18 protein-coding genes, 1 pseudogene and 1 riboswitch are annotated in these 14,196 nt (G+C 54.2%); of the genes and pseudogenes, 17 read left to right on the top strand and 2 right to left on the bottom strand.

Annotated elements, in window-relative coordinates; genetic code table 11:
* Positions 1 to 196: 196 nt before the first annotated feature.
* Positions 197 to 402, top strand: a riboswitch (cobalamin riboswitch).
* Positions 403 to 597: 195 nt separating this feature from the next.
* Together EHN06_RS20130 and EHN06_RS20125 are read left to right on the top strand one after the other, a co-directional pair.
* On the top strand, positions 598 to 3,363 hold the full coding sequence (locus EHN06_RS20130; protein ID WP_127334246.1) for a ribonucleoside-diphosphate reductase subunit alpha: 2,766 nt from the start codon (positions 598 to 600) through the stop codon (positions 3,361 to 3,363).
* Between the two features lie 152 nt (positions 3,364 to 3,515).
* Positions 3,516 to 4,574, top strand: coding sequence for a ribonucleotide-diphosphate reductase subunit beta (locus EHN06_RS20125; RefSeq protein WP_127334245.1), 1,059 nt, complete (start codon positions 3,516 to 3,518; stop codon positions 4,572 to 4,574).
* A 14-nt stretch (positions 4,575 to 4,588) separates the two neighbouring features.
* Here the strand turns inward: EHN06_RS20125 and EHN06_RS20120 are convergent, their stop codons facing one another.
* A complete protein-coding gene (locus EHN06_RS20120) occupies positions 4,589 to 5,554 on the bottom strand; it encodes an integron integrase (protein ID WP_127334244.1) in 966 nt (321 codons plus the stop codon).
* 219 nt (positions 5,555 to 5,773) lie between these two features.
* On the opposite strand from EHN06_RS20120, the gene EHN06_RS20115 reads away from it, so the two are divergent.
* The 3 genes from EHN06_RS20115 (at position 5,774) to EHN06_RS20105 (ending at position 7,265) form a co-directional block, all read left to right on the top strand.
* Positions 5,774 to 6,223, top strand: a complete 450-nt coding sequence (locus EHN06_RS20115) for an SMI1/KNR4 family protein (protein ID WP_127334243.1) — start codon at positions 5,774 to 5,776, stop codon at positions 6,221 to 6,223.
* A 132-nt stretch (positions 6,224 to 6,355) separates the two neighbouring features.
* Positions 6,356 to 6,766, top strand: coding sequence for a bifunctional diaminohydroxyphosphoribosylaminopyrimidine deaminase/5-amino-6-(5-phosphoribosylamino)uracil reductase RibD (locus tag EHN06_RS20110; RefSeq protein ID WP_127334533.1), 411 nt, complete (start codon positions 6,356 to 6,358; stop codon positions 6,764 to 6,766).
* Between the two features lie 118 nt (positions 6,767 to 6,884).
* On the top strand, positions 6,885 to 7,265 hold the full coding sequence (locus EHN06_RS20105) for a phosphopantetheine adenylyltransferase (RefSeq protein WP_127334242.1): 381 nt from the start codon (positions 6,885 to 6,887) through the stop codon (positions 7,263 to 7,265).
* Positions 7,266 to 7,355: 90 nt separating this feature from the next.
* On the opposite strand, the gene EHN06_RS20100 is transcribed toward EHN06_RS20105, so the two are convergent.
* Positions 7,356 to 7,679 carry a hypothetical protein gene (locus EHN06_RS20100; protein WP_127334241.1) on the bottom strand — a complete coding sequence of 108 codons (324 nt, stop codon included), beginning with the start codon at positions 7,677 to 7,679 and terminating at the stop codon, positions 7,356 to 7,358.
* Between the two features lie 153 nt (positions 7,680 to 7,832).
* On the opposite strand from EHN06_RS20100, the gene EHN06_RS20095 reads away from it, so the two are divergent.
* From EHN06_RS20095 to EHN06_RS20040, 12 genes and pseudogenes are all read left to right on the top strand, one after another.
* Positions 7,833 to 8,300, top strand: a complete 468-nt coding sequence (locus EHN06_RS20095) for a hypothetical protein (protein ID WP_127334240.1) — start codon at positions 7,833 to 7,835, stop codon at positions 8,298 to 8,300.
* A gap of 76 nt (positions 8,301 to 8,376) precedes the next feature.
* On the top strand, positions 8,377 to 8,685 hold the full coding sequence (locus EHN06_RS20090) for a hypothetical protein (protein ID WP_127334239.1): 309 nt from the start codon (positions 8,377 to 8,379) through the stop codon (positions 8,683 to 8,685).
* A gap of 129 nt (positions 8,686 to 8,814) precedes the next feature.
* Positions 8,815 to 9,072, top strand: a complete 258-nt coding sequence (locus EHN06_RS20085; protein ID WP_022992576.1) for a type II toxin-antitoxin system Phd/YefM family antitoxin — start codon at positions 8,815 to 8,817, stop codon at positions 9,070 to 9,072.
* Complete coding sequence (locus EHN06_RS20080) at positions 9,060 to 9,362, top strand: type II toxin-antitoxin system RelE/ParE family toxin (RefSeq protein ID WP_127334238.1); 303 nt, start codon at positions 9,060 to 9,062, stop codon at positions 9,360 to 9,362. The genes EHN06_RS20085 and EHN06_RS20080 overlap by 13 nt, the downstream gene beginning before the upstream one ends.
* Positions 9,363 to 9,447: 85 nt before the next feature.
* Positions 9,448 to 9,828, top strand: coding sequence for a hypothetical protein (locus EHN06_RS20075; protein ID WP_127334237.1), 381 nt, complete (start codon positions 9,448 to 9,450; stop codon positions 9,826 to 9,828).
* An 85-nt stretch (positions 9,829 to 9,913) separates the two neighbouring features.
* Positions 9,914 to 10,306, top strand: coding sequence for a hypothetical protein (locus EHN06_RS20070; RefSeq protein ID WP_127334236.1), 393 nt, complete (start codon positions 9,914 to 9,916; stop codon positions 10,304 to 10,306).
* Positions 10,307 to 10,387: 81 nt separating this feature from the next.
* Entirely contained in the window at positions 10,388 to 10,978 is a 591-nt protein-coding gene (locus EHN06_RS20065; protein WP_206075697.1) for a DUF6988 family protein, read from the top strand.
* 107 nt (positions 10,979 to 11,085) lie between these two features.
* Positions 11,086 to 11,718, top strand: a complete 633-nt coding sequence (locus tag EHN06_RS20060; RefSeq protein ID WP_127334235.1) for a type I restriction enzyme HsdR N-terminal domain-containing protein — start codon at positions 11,086 to 11,088, stop codon at positions 11,716 to 11,718.
* Positions 11,719 to 11,799: 81 nt separating this feature from the next.
* Positions 11,800 to 12,429 carry a peptidase M15 gene (locus tag EHN06_RS20055; protein WP_127334234.1) on the top strand — a complete coding sequence of 210 codons (630 nt, stop codon included), beginning with the start codon at positions 11,800 to 11,802 and terminating at the stop codon, positions 12,427 to 12,429.
* A 101-nt stretch (positions 12,430 to 12,530) separates the two neighbouring features.
* Positions 12,531 to 12,878, top strand: coding sequence for a DUF3024 domain-containing protein (locus EHN06_RS20050; RefSeq protein WP_022993294.1), 348 nt, complete (start codon positions 12,531 to 12,533; stop codon positions 12,876 to 12,878).
* Positions 12,879 to 12,963: 85 nt separating this feature from the next.
* Positions 12,964 to 13,167 (top strand): annotated as a pseudogene (locus EHN06_RS20045) (transposase); the annotation flags it as partial.
* Positions 13,168 to 13,208: 41 nt separating this feature from the next.
* The gene (locus tag EHN06_RS20040) at positions 13,209 to 14,144 is read left to right on the top strand and encodes an IS3 family transposase (protein WP_127333506.1); all 936 of its coding nucleotides are present in this window, start codon (positions 13,209 to 13,211) and stop codon (positions 14,142 to 14,144) included.
* The last annotated feature ends 52 nt before the right edge of the window (positions 14,145 to 14,196 follow it).

The raw sequence follows: 14,196 nt of genomic DNA, 5'->3' as shown, positions 1-14,196 counted from the left end.
ATGGCCTGACGGTGTTGTCCGCAGCGGCACTCCCGCCGGCGAGCAGTAATGCGGTACCCAGTGCCAGGGCTTTCAGCGAATCCGGTTTTTGCATAACAGCTTCCGTTATTGAGTGTTGTGTCTGCGGGGTTGACCGCAGTGTTAATGAAAAGTGCCTTGTTGCCGTATCGGTTCGTGTATATAGTGTTAGCATCCTTGGTAAAATACCAGATGTAGTGTTTATTTTGTAAACACTCTCACGGTATCGGGAATCCGGTGAGACTCCGGAACTGACGCGCAGCGGTATTGGGGAACGAGCGTGGCACCATGACACTGGCAACCGCCGGGAAGTCGCCACGCAAGGCCGAACCACACGGTTCACGCCCCTGAGTCCGAAGACCTGCCAGGGACGCGGAGCCTCGGAAAACTTCCGAGGCTCCTGAACTGCACCTTCGCGTTTATAAGGTGAGCAGGTCGGATCCGAACTCATTCCTCCCCTCTCCCCTAGCGGGAGAGGGAATGTACGGCGCCCACGTTGGCGACGGCATGGAACGTTCGTGACGCCATCCCTGTATACGCGAAGGACATGGAAACCAACGCGTATTCAGGAGAACCGACATGTCCGCCTCTGCCCTGGCTGAATCCCAGCCTACCTCCCAGAACCAGACCGAATCCCTTCAGGTTATTAAACGTAACGGCACCCTCGTTGGATTCAATCCATCCAAGATCAGTGTTGCCGTCACCAAAGCGTTCCTGGCCGTTGAAGGTGACAACGCCGCCGGTTCCGCCCGTATCAACGATGCCGTAAAGCGGGTGACCGAACAGGTGATACAGGCCATCAGCCGGCGCCTGAAAGCCGGTGGCAAGGTGCATATCGAGGACATTCAGGACCAGGTAGAACTGGCGCTGATGCGGGCCGAGGAACAGAAAGTGGCCCGCGCCTACGTGCTGTACCGGGAAGAGCACGCCCGCCAGCGTGCCATTGACGAGCCGGTTGAAGCTCACCCGCACCTGACCGTCAGGAAGGCCAGCGGCGACACCGCGCCCCTGGACCTGGGCCTGATGAAGCTGCAGGTGGAACAGGCGGCCGCCGGGCTGGACGGCATTGATGGTGAATCCCTGGTGGAAGACGCGCTGCGCAACCTCTATGACGGCATTGCCGAGGAAGACGTGCTGTCGGCACTGGTGATGACCGCCCGTGGCCGCATCGAACAGGAACCGGACTACAGCGCGGTGACCGCGCGACTGTTGCTGGAACAGCTGCGGCTGGAAACCGCCACCGCGCTGGACCTGCCCCGCAGCCTGCCGCTGGCGGAGATTTATCCCCAGGCACTAAGTGCGTTTATTGAAGCCGGCATCCAGTACGAATTGCTGGACGAAGCCCTGGCCGCGTTCGACCTGGAACGCCTGGGCGCGGCTATCAAGCCGGAACAGGACCTGCAGTTCGGCTTCCTCGGCCTGCAGACCCTGTACGACCGCTACTTCCTGCACTGGAACGGCGCCCGCCTGGAGTTGCCCCAGGTGTTCTTCATGCGCGTGGCCATGGGCCTGGCGCTGCGGGAGGACAACCCCAACGAACGCGCTATCGAGTTCTACAACCTGCTGTCGTCCTTCGACTACATGGCGTCCACCCCCACGCTGTTCAACAGCGGCACCCGCCACTCCCAGCTGTCATCCTGTTACCTGACCACCGTGGGTGATGACCTGGAAGACATCTACGGTGCCATCCGCGACAACGCCATGCTCTCCAAATGGGCCGGCGGTCTGGGCAACGACTGGACGCCGGTACGGGCGCTGGGCTCCCACATCAAGGGCACCAACGGCAAGAGCCAGGGCGTGGTGCCGTTCCTGAAAGTGGTCAACGACACCGCCGTGGCGGTGAACCAGGGCGGCAAGCGCAAGGGCGCGGTGTGTGCCTACCTGGAAAGCTGGCACCTGGACATCGAGGAATTCCTGGAGCTGCGCAAGAACACCGGCGACGAGCGCCGCCGCACCCACGACATGAACACCGCCAACTGGGTACCGGACCTGCTGATCGAGCGCATGCGTGAGGACCGGGACTGGACCCTGTTCTCCCCCAGCGATGTGCCGGACCTGCACGACCTTTACGGCAACGCCTTCCGCGAACGTTACGAGCACTACGAGGCGCTGGCGGAGCAGGGCAAGATCACCCTGTTCAAGAAGATCCCCGCCAAACAGCTCTGGCGCAAGATGCTCACGGTGCTGTTCGAGACCGGCCACCCGTGGATCACCTTCAAAGACCCGTGCAACCTGCGTTCTCCGCAACAGCATCAGGGCGTGGTACACAGCTCCAACCTGTGCACCGAGATCACCCTCAACACCAGTGCCGACGAAATCGCCGTGTGCAACCTGGGCTCGGTGAACCTGGCCGCCCATATCCGCGATGGTGAGCTGGACGTACAACGCCTGGAACAAACCGTATCCACTGCGGTGCGCATGCTCGATAACGTTATCGACATCAACTACTACGCCGTGCCCCAGGCGCGGAACTCCAACCTGAAACACCGCCCGGTTGGTCTGGGCCTGATGGGCTTCCAGGATGCGCTCTATCAACTCGGCCTGCCGTACACTAGCCCGGAAGCGGTGGAATTCGCTGACGTGGCGATGGAACAGCTCAGCTACTTTGCCATCCGCGCCTCGGCCACCCTGGCCGGCGAACGCGGTGCCTATGAAACCTACGAAGGCTCCCTGTGGCACCAGGGCACCCTGCCCATCGACTCCATCAACCTGCTGAAAGAGGCCCGCCGCGAAGGGGATCTGGCCGTAAACACCAACGCGCGGCTGGACTGGACGCCGGTACGGGAGCTGATCGCGAAGAACGGCATGCGTAACAGCAACGTCATGGCCATCGCACCGACGGCAACCATCTCCAATATCGTGGGTGTGTCCCAGTCCATCGAACCGGCGTATCAGAACCTGTTCGTGAAATCGAACCTGTCTGGCGAGTTCACCGTGGTCAACCCCTCACTGGTGCGGGACCTCAAGGCCGAAGGCCTGTGGGACAACGTAATGGTCAACGACCTCAAATACTTCGACGGCAGCGTGCAGCAGATCGACCGCATCCCGAACGAACTCAAGGCCCGCTACGCCACGGCTTTCGAGATTGACCCAAGATGGCTGGTGGAAGCCGCCGCAAGGCGACAGAAATGGCTCGACCAGGCCCAGAGCCTCAACCTGTACATGGCCGAACCCAGCGGCAAGAAGCTGGATGCCCTGTACCAGCTGGCCTGGGAACGCGGCCTGAAAACCACCTACTACCTGCGCTCCCTGGGCGCCACCGGCGCCGAAAAAACCGCCCCGGTCGCCGCGCCGCAACCCCAGGTCTGCAGCATCGACGAGCCCGACTGCGAAGCCTGCCAATAGCCAAACCGTTACGTTCCCTCTCCCCTCGCGGGAGAGGGCCAGGGAGAGGGGGCAGAGCGCCAGGCTCCGATGTATGGCCCCCTCTCCCCCAACCCCTCTCCCGCAAGGGGAGAGGGGAGTTAAACCGATATCGACTTCGAGAGGATTCACCCATGCTCAACTGGGACGACGAACCAACCCCCCAAACCACACCGGCCACCCCCGAAGGCCCGGCCCCTGTGAACGTTGACGACAAACGCGTCATCAACGGCGAAACCGACATCAACCAGCTGGCGCCGTTCAAGTACCCCTGGGCCTGGGAGTACTTCATGAACGCCAACAAGAACCACTGGACCCCGCTGGATGTCAACATGGCCCAGGACGTCCACGACTATCACCACCGCCTGACTGCGCCGGAAAAGCACGTGTACGAGAACGTGCTGGCGTATCTCACCACCTCCGACATCCTCGCCATGCGTAACATCGGCCTGGCGGTGATGGATAAAATGAGCGCCCCGGAACTGCAGATCTATCAGGCACGCCAGGTGTACGAGGAAGCCATGCACACCTGGGCCTACCAGCACTGCATCGAAACCCTCAACCTGGACCAGAGCGAAATCTACAACCGCTACCGCGTGGTGCCCGCCATCAACGGCAAGATCCAGATGGCCAACCGCCGCCTGGACGCGGCCATGCGCTCCGACATGAACCTGCGCAACAAGGACGACCTGCAGGAATTCATCATGTCCTACCTGTTCTTCGCGGCGGTGTTCGAGGGTGCCTGGTTCTACAACGGCTTCAGCCCCATCTTTGCCCTGCAGCGCCGTGGCCTGATGCGCGGCACCGGCGAACAGCTGCAGTACATCCTGCGGGACGAAGCCATGCACTTCTCCTTCGGCCTGAAAGTGGTGAACCAGATCCTGGAAGAAGAAAACATCACCCTCGACCCGAAAGCCGTGCGCGACATGTGGGACGAATCCGAAGCCGCCGAAACCGCCTACGCCAATTACGTCCTCCGCGACCCGATCCTGGGCTACTCCGCCGAGTACCACAGCGAACAGTTCCGCTTCGTGGCCAACCGCCGGGCCAGAACCGTGGGCCTGGAAGAGCCGTTCCCGGGGGCGAAAAACGTGTCGCCCTGGCTGGATGAGCAGGCCACCATGCGCAAGGAGAAGAACTTCTTTGAGACGCGGGTGATTGAGTACCAGACCGGGGCCCAGTTGGAGTGGTGATGACTCACTGACCTTCAGCCCAGCGGACTGCGGACCCCGGCAAAACCCTGACCCAGAACATGGGTGTAGATCTGGGTAGTTCGCAGGTCCGCATGGCCAAGCAGATCCGGGACTGTGCGGATATCGTTGCCGCGTTTGAGTAATTCCGTTGCGAACGTGTGCCTGAAGGTGTGGCAGCCGGCGGGTTTGCCAATGCCGGATTCAGCGACAGCCGCTTTTACTGCCTTCTGGACAGAGCTGGTATGAATATGATGACGAACGACCTTGCCCTGGTCGGTTTTGCTCAGACTGTATGAGGTAAACAGCCATTGCCAGTCCAATGACATATCGGCCCCGGGATACTTGCGGGCTAGTGCAAATGGAAGGCTTACCGGTGTCTGGAGAGCCAGGTCCCTGTCCTTCCATGCCTTTCTAACTGAGGCGATATGGCGTTCCAGTCCGGAAATCAGGCTTCCAGGCAGGAGCGTTGTTCTGTCTTTCGCGCCTTTGCCATCCCGAACAATGATGACCTGACTATTGAAATCGATATCCTTGATTCTTAACCGGCAGGCCTCGGTCACCCTCAGGCCGGAGCCGTACATCAACGACGCAAGAAGGTGATAGGGGCCCTCCAGTTTGCTGATGATCTTCATGGCCTCATCATGAGAAAGCACAACGGGCAGACGTTTCGGTTTTTTTGAACGAACAACCGAGCCGACTTCACCCAGGGGTAAATCAAGAACTTTGGAATAAAGAAACACCAGTGCATTCAACGCCTGGGACTGGGTTGCGGCGGCTACATTGCGATGAACCGCAAGCCATGTGAGAAATTCATTGACCTCCACCGGCCCCATATCCCTCGGATGTTTCATCTGATGGAAGCGGATGAAAAAACGGATCCAGTACCAGTAGGATTTTTCAGTACGCACGCTGTAACGATTAACACGAATAACCGCGCGCACCTGATCGCGAAGGCGCGGTTGAGGTGGTTTGCCGTCCAATTTGGCAGTCCTCCCTAAAACTGTATATATGTACAGTATTATTGGTTGGAGAAAAACAGGAAGTCAAGCGATTACGTGGTGGTTTTAGAATAGCTGAGCTAAGCTGTTGTTAAATTTAAGACTTAAGGCCGTGAAGCGTGTTAGAAAAGGGGTGTTATCGAGAACGCACTTTTTTGCAATATCGTGGAATTCGGTCTAGTTGCTGTTAGGCATTACAGAATGGATGTCCAAGATTCCAATAAATATGGCGCAATAAATCTCGATGAGCTTGAGCGATTTGAAAAAGATATTGGCGCCAGGTTGCCGGAAGACTATCGGAGCTTCCTAGTTCTGCATAATGGTGGAACTCCTGAAAAATACTTGGTTTGTTGGCCAGGCTCTCACAAGCCCGCAGAAGTTTGGAACGATTCTCTGGGTCTCCATAATGGGCCGACCTATAGTCGTCTGGATTCTGTAACCGAAGGCCTAAAGGAATACCTGCCAAAGGGCATCATCCCTTTCGCCAGCGACCCAGGAGGTAACCTTTTTTGCATCGGTATTTCCGGCGATTATTCCGCAAAAATATACTTTTGGGACCATGAGCGCGCGCAAGAAAAAGAGAGTTGCTCATTCTTAGCGGGTTCGTTTACTGAGTTCGTTGCAGGTTTGGTCGCCGAGGAAGATGCCTAACCAGTCGTTCCAGTACGTTCCGGCCCTTCGGGCCTCCACCGGACCGGTTTTCCGGCGCGGCCGCGCCTCCAAACCGGCCGCTGAACATTGGCGTTAACTGTTGGAGAAAGATTGGTGTCACACGAAACGTTCATGGCCCTTGCTCTATCTGAGTCTAGAAAGGCATTACCGGACTGTTTGCCTAACCCTCCTGTTGGATGTGTGTTGGTAAGAGATGGACAGATAGTCGCTGCCGGATACACGAAGGCTCCCGGCGGATTCCATGCTGAGGCTGATGCTTTAGCAAAATGCTCTGAGCCCTTAACGGGACTGACGGCTTACGTGACACTTGAACCGTGTTCATTTCACGGTCGAACGCCATCGTGTGCGGATTCACTGATCAAACATGGAATTGAGCGGGTAGTTGTTGCGCTGATTGACCCTGACCCACGAAACAACGGTCAGGGACTGGAAAAGTTACGCCAAGCCGGTGTGGATGTCGTTCGGGGTATTTATACGGAAGAAGTCAGCGAATTCTTGGAACAGTATTTGGGCTACAGTTAACCAATAGTTCCAGTTCGTTCCGGGCCTGAAGGCCCTCCACCGGACGCCCTTTTCTCAGCTTCGCTGCAAAAAGGTCGCCGCTGAACAAAAGCGTTAAATTCAGGGAGGAAACGCACTAATGGAGAAAGTTGTCACAGGCTTACTGGTGCTCGTAGGCATTATTCATCTCTTGCCCGTTTCTGGAGTTTTGGGCGCGGAGCGATTGGCCGCTTTATACGGCATTTCCCTGGGAGAGCCCAATATCGAAATCCTGATGCGCCACCGGGCTATCCTGTTCGGGCTTCTCGGTCTGTTCTTGGTGTATGCGGCGTTTCGGCCATCGTTGCAAACATTGGCTATTGTTGCGGGTCTCGTCAGCGTTGTGTCCTTCATCGCGATTGCGTGGTCAGTTAGCGGTTACAATGAGTCCGTTCGCAAGGTCGTCATCGCAGACATTGTCGCCATAATCGCGCTCATTGCTGCAGGGGTAATCCATGTCGTCGGTCGCAACCAAATTTAACAAGGCGCATCAATACGCGGCCGATGGCCGCCGGACGCCCTTTTCATTGCGGCTGCGCCTCCATTACAAGGGCGCCGTTGTGCGCTGGCGTTAGGGATTCGAAAAGATGCGGGCAGATGAGGAGAAATGGAAGCGCCTAAAGCCGAAATATAAAGCTATAAGCTTCTGCGTCATGGTGATTGGTCTGCTGTTGAGTTTTGCTATTGTTGGCGTGTTGGCATGGTTTATCTCGGACATCTGGTCGGTCAGTTTGTCAGCACCAAATTGCAAAGACGACAGGGATTGCGCAGCTTTATCTTGGATCACTTTGATAACGTTCCCTTTCGCGCTGGTCATTGGGCTGCTTGCCTCCAGTGCTTTTGTTGGCAAGGTGCTCACCGGGAAAGGGGTCAAAGCCTCATTCAGGATGTTCATGTCATCTAAGTTTCCGGAGTCTTGGTATGGTCCCTAACCAGTCATTCCAGTTCGTTACGGCCCTGGCGGGCCTCCACCGGACGGCCTTTTCTCCGCTTCGCTATGCAAAGGCCGCCGCTGAATATTGGCGTTATGTTCTATGAGGAGTCTTGATTGACCACTCGAGTCGTTGAAGTGGCGAAGTTTAGAGCGAGGTATAGGTATTCATTTGATGATGAGTATTTTTACTTGTTTTGGAAGAAGGGCCGGCGGATGCTAGTTCACGATAGATATCCATTGAATGAGATGTCTGCCAAGTTAGATCACTGGCGTGGACGGCCTAAATCCACAGTGTTGAATATAAGGAAGTCTATCTTCTGGTTTGTAGTGTCAGTTGTGGTGTTCATTCTGTCTTCTTCCCCTTTGGCAGTGCTGGTTGCGGTTTTTGCTTTCATCGTATCTAGTCTATTGCTATTCAATGAACTTGGCTTTCTGTTTCCCGTGAGTGCAACCATTTTGGATTACGAAGACCTCAGTGGAAGTGTTTATATGTTTCATGGGAGAAAAGGGTTTGAAGATTGGCCAGCCTTTGAGAGAGGACTTTCGGATGCGATCAGAGCCTCTAAGCTGTCCAGAACATAACAATCGGCTGCACAGCGACCGATTTTCCGCCGCTTCGCGGCTCCAAACCGGCGCGTGAGCCGGGCGTTAACTGCTTATGAATCTGTCAGACAGAGAGAGAAAACTGGTAGAGGTATTGGAGCGGCAGGTACAGACCACCCAACGCTTTAGGTGGTTTTTTCTGGCTATGGGTGTGTTTCTGATTTTGGTCTCCGTGGGCGCCTACCTTTTCTTTTTGGCATCAGGTCGGCATGGTGTTGTGGAGCAGATGGAAGCTCACCCAATGTTCTACCTTGGAGCTATCGGTGCCGGTGTTGCGTTTGCCTGGAGCTTTCAGGGTTTCAAAGGGAACCCTCAAAAGGAGTTACTCATTAAGCTGTTACATGACCGAGAGTCCGGCAGTTAACCAAGTGGTCAACGGGACGCCAACTACGCTGCGCTTCGTTGCCGCCCATTACCACCGGCGTTAGCTGTGATTGCCCCACCTGAAAAGTGATACTATAGTGTCACTATTAGTCTGATTCAGGGTGAGCCCATGAAAGTTGAGCTTGTTACGAACCTCAAGCGCCAAGCCACAAAGATTCTGGCAGATCTGCACTTGTCTAAAGAGCCGATACTGATAACGGAGCATGGTCAGCCATCCGCATACCTTGTCGATGTGCAGGATTACGAGTTTATGCAGCGCCGACTTGAGCTGCTTGAGGGGCTCTCACGGGGAGAGCGTGCTGTACTTGAGGGAAGAACGTACAGCCAAAGTGAGGCCAGGGAGAAAATGAGTAAATGGCTGAAGTAATCTGGACGGAGCCTGCCCTTCAAGAACTGGATGCCATCGCTGAGTACATTGCTCTGGATAATCCTGTTGCCGCAAGTCATCTGGTCCAAGAAGTTTTCGATAAGACCGAGCGCTTGGAAGATTTTCCCCAATCCGGACGGATTCCTCCAGAGCTCCCTGATTCGGTATACAGGGAGGTAGTGATTCCACCGTGTCGCATTTTTTATCGTGAGGATGAGAAGCGGGTTCTCGTCCTCTATGTCATGCGAGAGGAGCGGCAGCTTCGTGCATACATGCTTGGGAACAGCTAACCAGGCGCGTCACTCGGATGCCTTTGTCTCCGCTTCGCTACGTCAAAGTCACCGGTGCGCTTGGGCGTTATGTGTAGATGAAGTCATGAGGCAAATTAAGATCAAGATTTTACCCGCTATGGGTAGCGCCGACGGGAGCTGGGAAATCGTTAATTTTGATGATTTTCTTCTACGTTATTCGCCCCGTCTGGCAATGCATGTCTCATGCACAAAGCAGTTTCCTCCTTTCCATATTTTGAATGAGGAGCTGCTCTCTGGCGGTGCTGACCAAGGAATGAGTGGCGGATGTCACTGGAAGCCTCTCGAAATTACTGAACAAGAGTACGAAGATATTCGGGAAGAGATGCTTACATCACCATCACACAACCTTGAGTACGATCCTAGTCTTGAGGATCGCAAAACCATCAATAAATGGTGTGGTGCTGCGCTATCCCATCACAACCCAAGGAACCGGAGTGTCACATAACCAGGCCAGGCACGGCGACGCCTTTTTCGTTGCGGCTTTGCCTTCACTACAAAGCCGCGCATGCTGGCGGCGTTAAGCATAGAATATGGATACCTGTGTAGATTTTAGCTCGAATCTGTTTAAACCATTCCTCTCTGAAGAGGCTCAGGTTAATCCTGAGTGCTACGGGGCCGAACTAGCTTGGTGGCTTTCCCGTGAGCTTGCAGCGAGGGGAGTAGAAACCAGCTATCCAAATTACGAGGATTGGGGGTGGTTTGTTGAGTACATCGTTGACGACAACGAGTATTGGCTCTGTTGCGGTAACATCGAGGGTGAAAGCAACCGCTGGCGTGTGTATTTGGATCGCAAAGCCAAGAAACTGTTTGGCCGCAACAAGGCATCTTTTGAAGTAGCGGCCCCGTTGCTAGAAGCTTTGTCGGTGGTGCTTTCGGAGTCTCCAGACATTCAGGACATTCAATGGAGCTCGGAGAGTGCTTAACAATTGGCTGTTGTCGGACGCGCCTACGCTGGCGCTCCGGCACGCCGCAAAGCCAAGGCGTTATAAGTCGTGAGGGAGTCTGTGAAAACCACTTTACGCAGATCGTATGAACTATCAGAAAAAATGAACGAATGTCTTCGCGGGATAGTTATTCCGGGCGACGATAGTTCTTTTTTTCCAACCCTTTTTCACAATGTAGCGATTGAACATCAAAGGAGTGTGGCAGTTCTAATCGACCATCAGTTATACAGCTCGGCATGCAGCATAGTGCGGTCGCTCTTCGAGGCGTACGTAAAGGGTGTTTGGTTTTCTGAGTGTGCTGAGGAAGTAGATTTCACTCGCCTACGTAAGGATAAATTTGAGAAGCCATTCTGGCAGTTGGTATCGGAGATTGACGAAGCAAAAGGCAGCGACTTGTCCCAACCCAAGAAACTGTATTGGCGCTCACTGAATAGCCTTACTCACACTGGCGCTGCACAGCTCAAGCGGAGAGTTAATCAGGATGAGATTCGGCAAAACTACGATGATGAATTCCTAAAAGAAACTTTGATGTTCTCCGATAATTACGCGTTCCTTGCCTGCGGCGAACTAGCCAAAATATCTGGTTGCACTGGTGCGCAAAGGAAATTCTTGGCCATCGCTGCAGATCGAGAATTCGCGGGTGAACTCTAGAACTTATAACCAGGCCAGGCACGGCGACGCCTTTTTCGTTGCGGCTTTGCCTCCACTACAAAGGCGCGCATGCTGGCAGCGTTAAGAATCAAATGGAGTAAAAAGTTTTGCGGGAATTGGAGGTCCAAAAGGCGCTGCGTCAAGAGCTCACTGAACTGGGTTATCCCGAATCAGCAGTTCATTTAGAGTTCCCGGTTTCTGTAGATCGCCATAAACGGATATCGATTGATGTAGCGATCATTGATCAAGGTACCAACGATGTCATCGGCATCATTGAGATCAAAAGCTCTACGGAATCCCAATCAGTTAGTAACGCTGTACAACAGCTAGCAGACTATGCAAGGCTTCTTCCATCCTCTCCTCCGGCTTTTGTTTACGCTTACGATGGCAAGGAGAAGCGTATCTTTCAGGTATCAGGAGATACGCTAAGTCTTGAAGAAATACCTTCGCTGCCCAAGTTCGATTCCTTGAAGGCGGGAGGCAGGGCTTACCAGAAAATAGAAAGTAGAAAAAAGTCTAGTCGAGTAACCGATAGCTTTGCCGTGTACTGTCGCTTGCTAGCGTTTTTTGTGGCAGCGATATTGGTCCTAGATATCGCTTCAGTTTATAAGTTCACCTCCCAGCAGCTGACTCTTTTGGGGATTTTTATCGGGCTGCTCGTAATGCCTTATGCAGCCAAATTTAAGCTTATGGGCATGGAGTTTGAGCGATATGGCGGGAAGAAAAACGAGGATTCTTAACCATTGCGTCAACGGGACCGGTTTTCCGCTGGCGCTCCAAATCGGCCCGTTACGCTAGCGTTATGTTTCAAGGAGGTCAGTTTGCGATCACCTCAATCCGTGAAGGCGCTAGAACAACTGGGCCGAGTACGCTTATCTGATTCGTTTTTTATGAGAGATTTTTTGTACTCGGAAATCTCTCAAATCGAGCGCATCCCGAATATTCCAGAATATCCCGATATTGCAATTGAGGCGGGACGTGGCCTATGCCAGGAAGTCCTTGAGCCAATCCAAGGGGCTTTAGGTCGCGTTTCAATCAGATCTGGATACCGCTCACCGGCTGTAAACGCAAAAGGGGCCGAATACAAAAATCAATATAACTGCTCCAGCAACGAGTCGAACTATGCCCACCATATTTGGGACTACCGTGATAAGAATAGCGAGATTGGAGCAACCGCTTGTATTGTGGTTAATTCGCTTGTTGACTACTACGAAAAGACGGGGGATTGGCAGGCACTAGCGTGGTGGATTCATGACAACGTCCCCGGATACTCGTCACTATACTTCTTTCCCAAGCTTGCAGCGGTAAACATTCGCTGGAGTCCGACGCCTGAAAAGTGGATAAAAAGCTACATTCCGCCGAAAGGGACCCTGACAAAGCCCGGAGAGGAAAACCACAATGGTAGGCATCAAGCGCTATATAGAGAGTTTCTACGTAGCATCGAAACATAACCAGTGCAGTCACAGCGACGCCCTTTCCATGGCGCCTTCAGCGCCATTCCAAGGTCGCGCGTGCTGCAGGCGTTATGTGGGCGTTCCCATAGAGAATCAATATGGCATTCAGTGAGTTCGAAGCAAAGAAAATTGAGCGGGCCGCTTCTGAATTTCTTGAGGACCGGAGGCCGCCAGTAGAGATCCGACCCAAGTTAGATCTAGACGTGCGAGTTTCTGGCCAAAGCGTGCAGATTGTGGAGATTCGCCCGCATTTTCGTGAGCCGGCCACGATCATTGAGTCGCCGGTGGCCAAAGCTACCTACGTCAAAAAATCTCAACGCTGGAAAATCTACTGGATGCGTAGCGATCTGAAATGGCATTCGTACACGCCAGAACCGGAGTCACGCTCCATCGAGGAATTTTTTGCTATCGTGAATGCCGATGAGAATGGCTGTTTCTTCGGGTAGCACATAACCAGTCATTCAAGTTCGTTCTGCACTTCCCCCACTTCAATAGACACGCATCGATAACTCCGCAAAGGGAGAAAAACCGATGCCTGCGATCAAGACTGGCAAGAAAACCGAAAAGTACACCACCGAGTTCAAAGTCAAAGCTGTTGAGTGGAGTCACCAGGCTCACCGGAGTGTGAAGAGCGTTGCTGAAGCACTGGATATTCATCCCATGATGCTGTCACGCTGGCGTAAGGAGCACCGTGAGGGGAAATTCGCCATGAAACGGGTTAAGCGAGCGCCGGCTGAAGCCAAAAAGAAGATCAGTGAACAGGACGAGATTAACCGATTGAAGCGACAAATAGCCGAGCTTCAAGAGGAGAACGACGTCCTAAAAAAGTTTCAACGTTTTCAGGCCGAGGAACGACAGAAGCGTTCCGGTTCGCCTGGAAACACCGGCGAGAACACGGAGTAAAGGCCTTGTGCCGTCACCTGAATATCTCTCGCTCCGGCTACTACGCCTGGGTAAATCGCAAGCCCGGGAAGCGGGCCTCCGAGAATGCAGAACTGCTGCTTAAAATCCGGCGGATATTCAATGAGAGCGAAGGTCGCTACGGCAGCCCGAAAGTGTATCGCGCCCTCAAACGGCAAGGTCTCCGTGTGGGTGAGAATCGTGTTGCCCGCCTGATGCAGGTCTGGGGCATGAAGGCCCGAACTCACAGAATCTATCGCAGGCTACTTACCCGACGAGCGGTCCTAAAGGCCTGGCCGAACCATCGCCTGACCCTGGACAAACCAGTAGCGGTGAATCGGCAATGGAGCAGCGACGTTACGTACATCAAGATGGGCCGGAAGAACGTATTTCTTGCGGTGGTTCTGGACCTTTACTCCCGCCGCATTGTCGGGTGGAAACTGGAAGCCAACCTGAATAGTGACTTGTCTCGTGGGGCTCTCAGGCAGGCTATGGCTGATCGTTCCCCGTCGCCAGGGCTTCTGCTGCATACCGACCGCGGAACCGAGTTCAGAGCCCTGAAAATGCGTGACATGCTGGCCCGCCATCAGGTGCGCCACAGTATGAGCCGTCCTGGATACTGCACGGACAACGCCGAGGTGGAATCATTCTTCAAAAGCCTGAAGGGAGAATTGCTCCATGCCACCAGCTACATTACGCTCCGCCAATTGAGACACCATATAAAACACTATATTGAACGCTTTTATAACACCGAACGGCTCCACAGTAGCCTTGGTTACCGGACTCCGTTAGAGTTCGAGGGAGCTAACTAATGGGGCGTGTCTATTTTTTTGGGGGAATACCATTCCCGGCCTGTCGGCCGTC

The sequence above is a fragment of the Marinobacter sp. NP-4(2019) genome (assembly GCF_003994855.1).
GTDB lineage: Bacteria > Pseudomonadota > Gammaproteobacteria > Pseudomonadales > Oleiphilaceae > Marinobacter.
Note: the sequence above shows the minus strand (reverse complement) of the source record. Positions and strands in the feature narration are given on the sequence as shown.

What these genes read in the sequence shown, in the direction of transcription:
- EHN06_RS20050 (WP_022993294.1), top strand. Translation starts at nt 12,531, where the DNA reads ATGGCATTCAGTGAGTTCGAAGCAAAGAAAATTGAGCGGGCCGCTTCT.
- EHN06_RS20125 (WP_127334245.1), top strand. Translation starts at nt 3,516, where the DNA reads ATGCTCAACTGGGACGACGAACCAACCCCCCAAACCACACCGGCCACC.
- EHN06_RS20090 (WP_127334239.1), top strand. Translation starts at nt 8,377, where the DNA reads ATGAATCTGTCAGACAGAGAGAGAAAACTGGTAGAGGTATTGGAGCGG.
- EHN06_RS20075 (WP_127334237.1), top strand. Translation starts at nt 9,448, where the DNA reads ATGAGGCAAATTAAGATCAAGATTTTACCCGCTATGGGTAGCGCCGAC.
- EHN06_RS20130 (WP_127334246.1), top strand. Translation starts at nt 598, where the DNA reads ATGTCCGCCTCTGCCCTGGCTGAATCCCAGCCTACCTCCCAGAACCAG.
- EHN06_RS20115 (WP_127334243.1), top strand. Translation starts at nt 5,774, where the DNA reads ATGGATGTCCAAGATTCCAATAAATATGGCGCAATAAATCTCGATGAG.
- EHN06_RS20070 (WP_127334236.1), top strand. Translation starts at nt 9,914, where the DNA reads ATGGATACCTGTGTAGATTTTAGCTCGAATCTGTTTAAACCATTCCTC.
- EHN06_RS20110 (WP_127334533.1), top strand. Translation starts at nt 6,356, where the DNA reads ATGGCCCTTGCTCTATCTGAGTCTAGAAAGGCATTACCGGACTGTTTG.
- EHN06_RS20100 (WP_127334241.1), bottom strand. Translation starts at nt 7,679, where the DNA reads ATGAACATCCTGAATGAGGCTTTGACCCCTTTCCCGGTGAGCACCTTG.
- EHN06_RS20080 (WP_127334238.1), top strand. Translation starts at nt 9,060, where the DNA reads ATGGCTGAAGTAATCTGGACGGAGCCTGCCCTTCAAGAACTGGATGCC.
- EHN06_RS20085 (WP_022992576.1), top strand. Translation starts at nt 8,815, where the DNA reads ATGAAAGTTGAGCTTGTTACGAACCTCAAGCGCCAAGCCACAAAGATT.
- EHN06_RS20105 (WP_127334242.1), top strand. Translation starts at nt 6,885, where the DNA reads ATGGAGAAAGTTGTCACAGGCTTACTGGTGCTCGTAGGCATTATTCAT.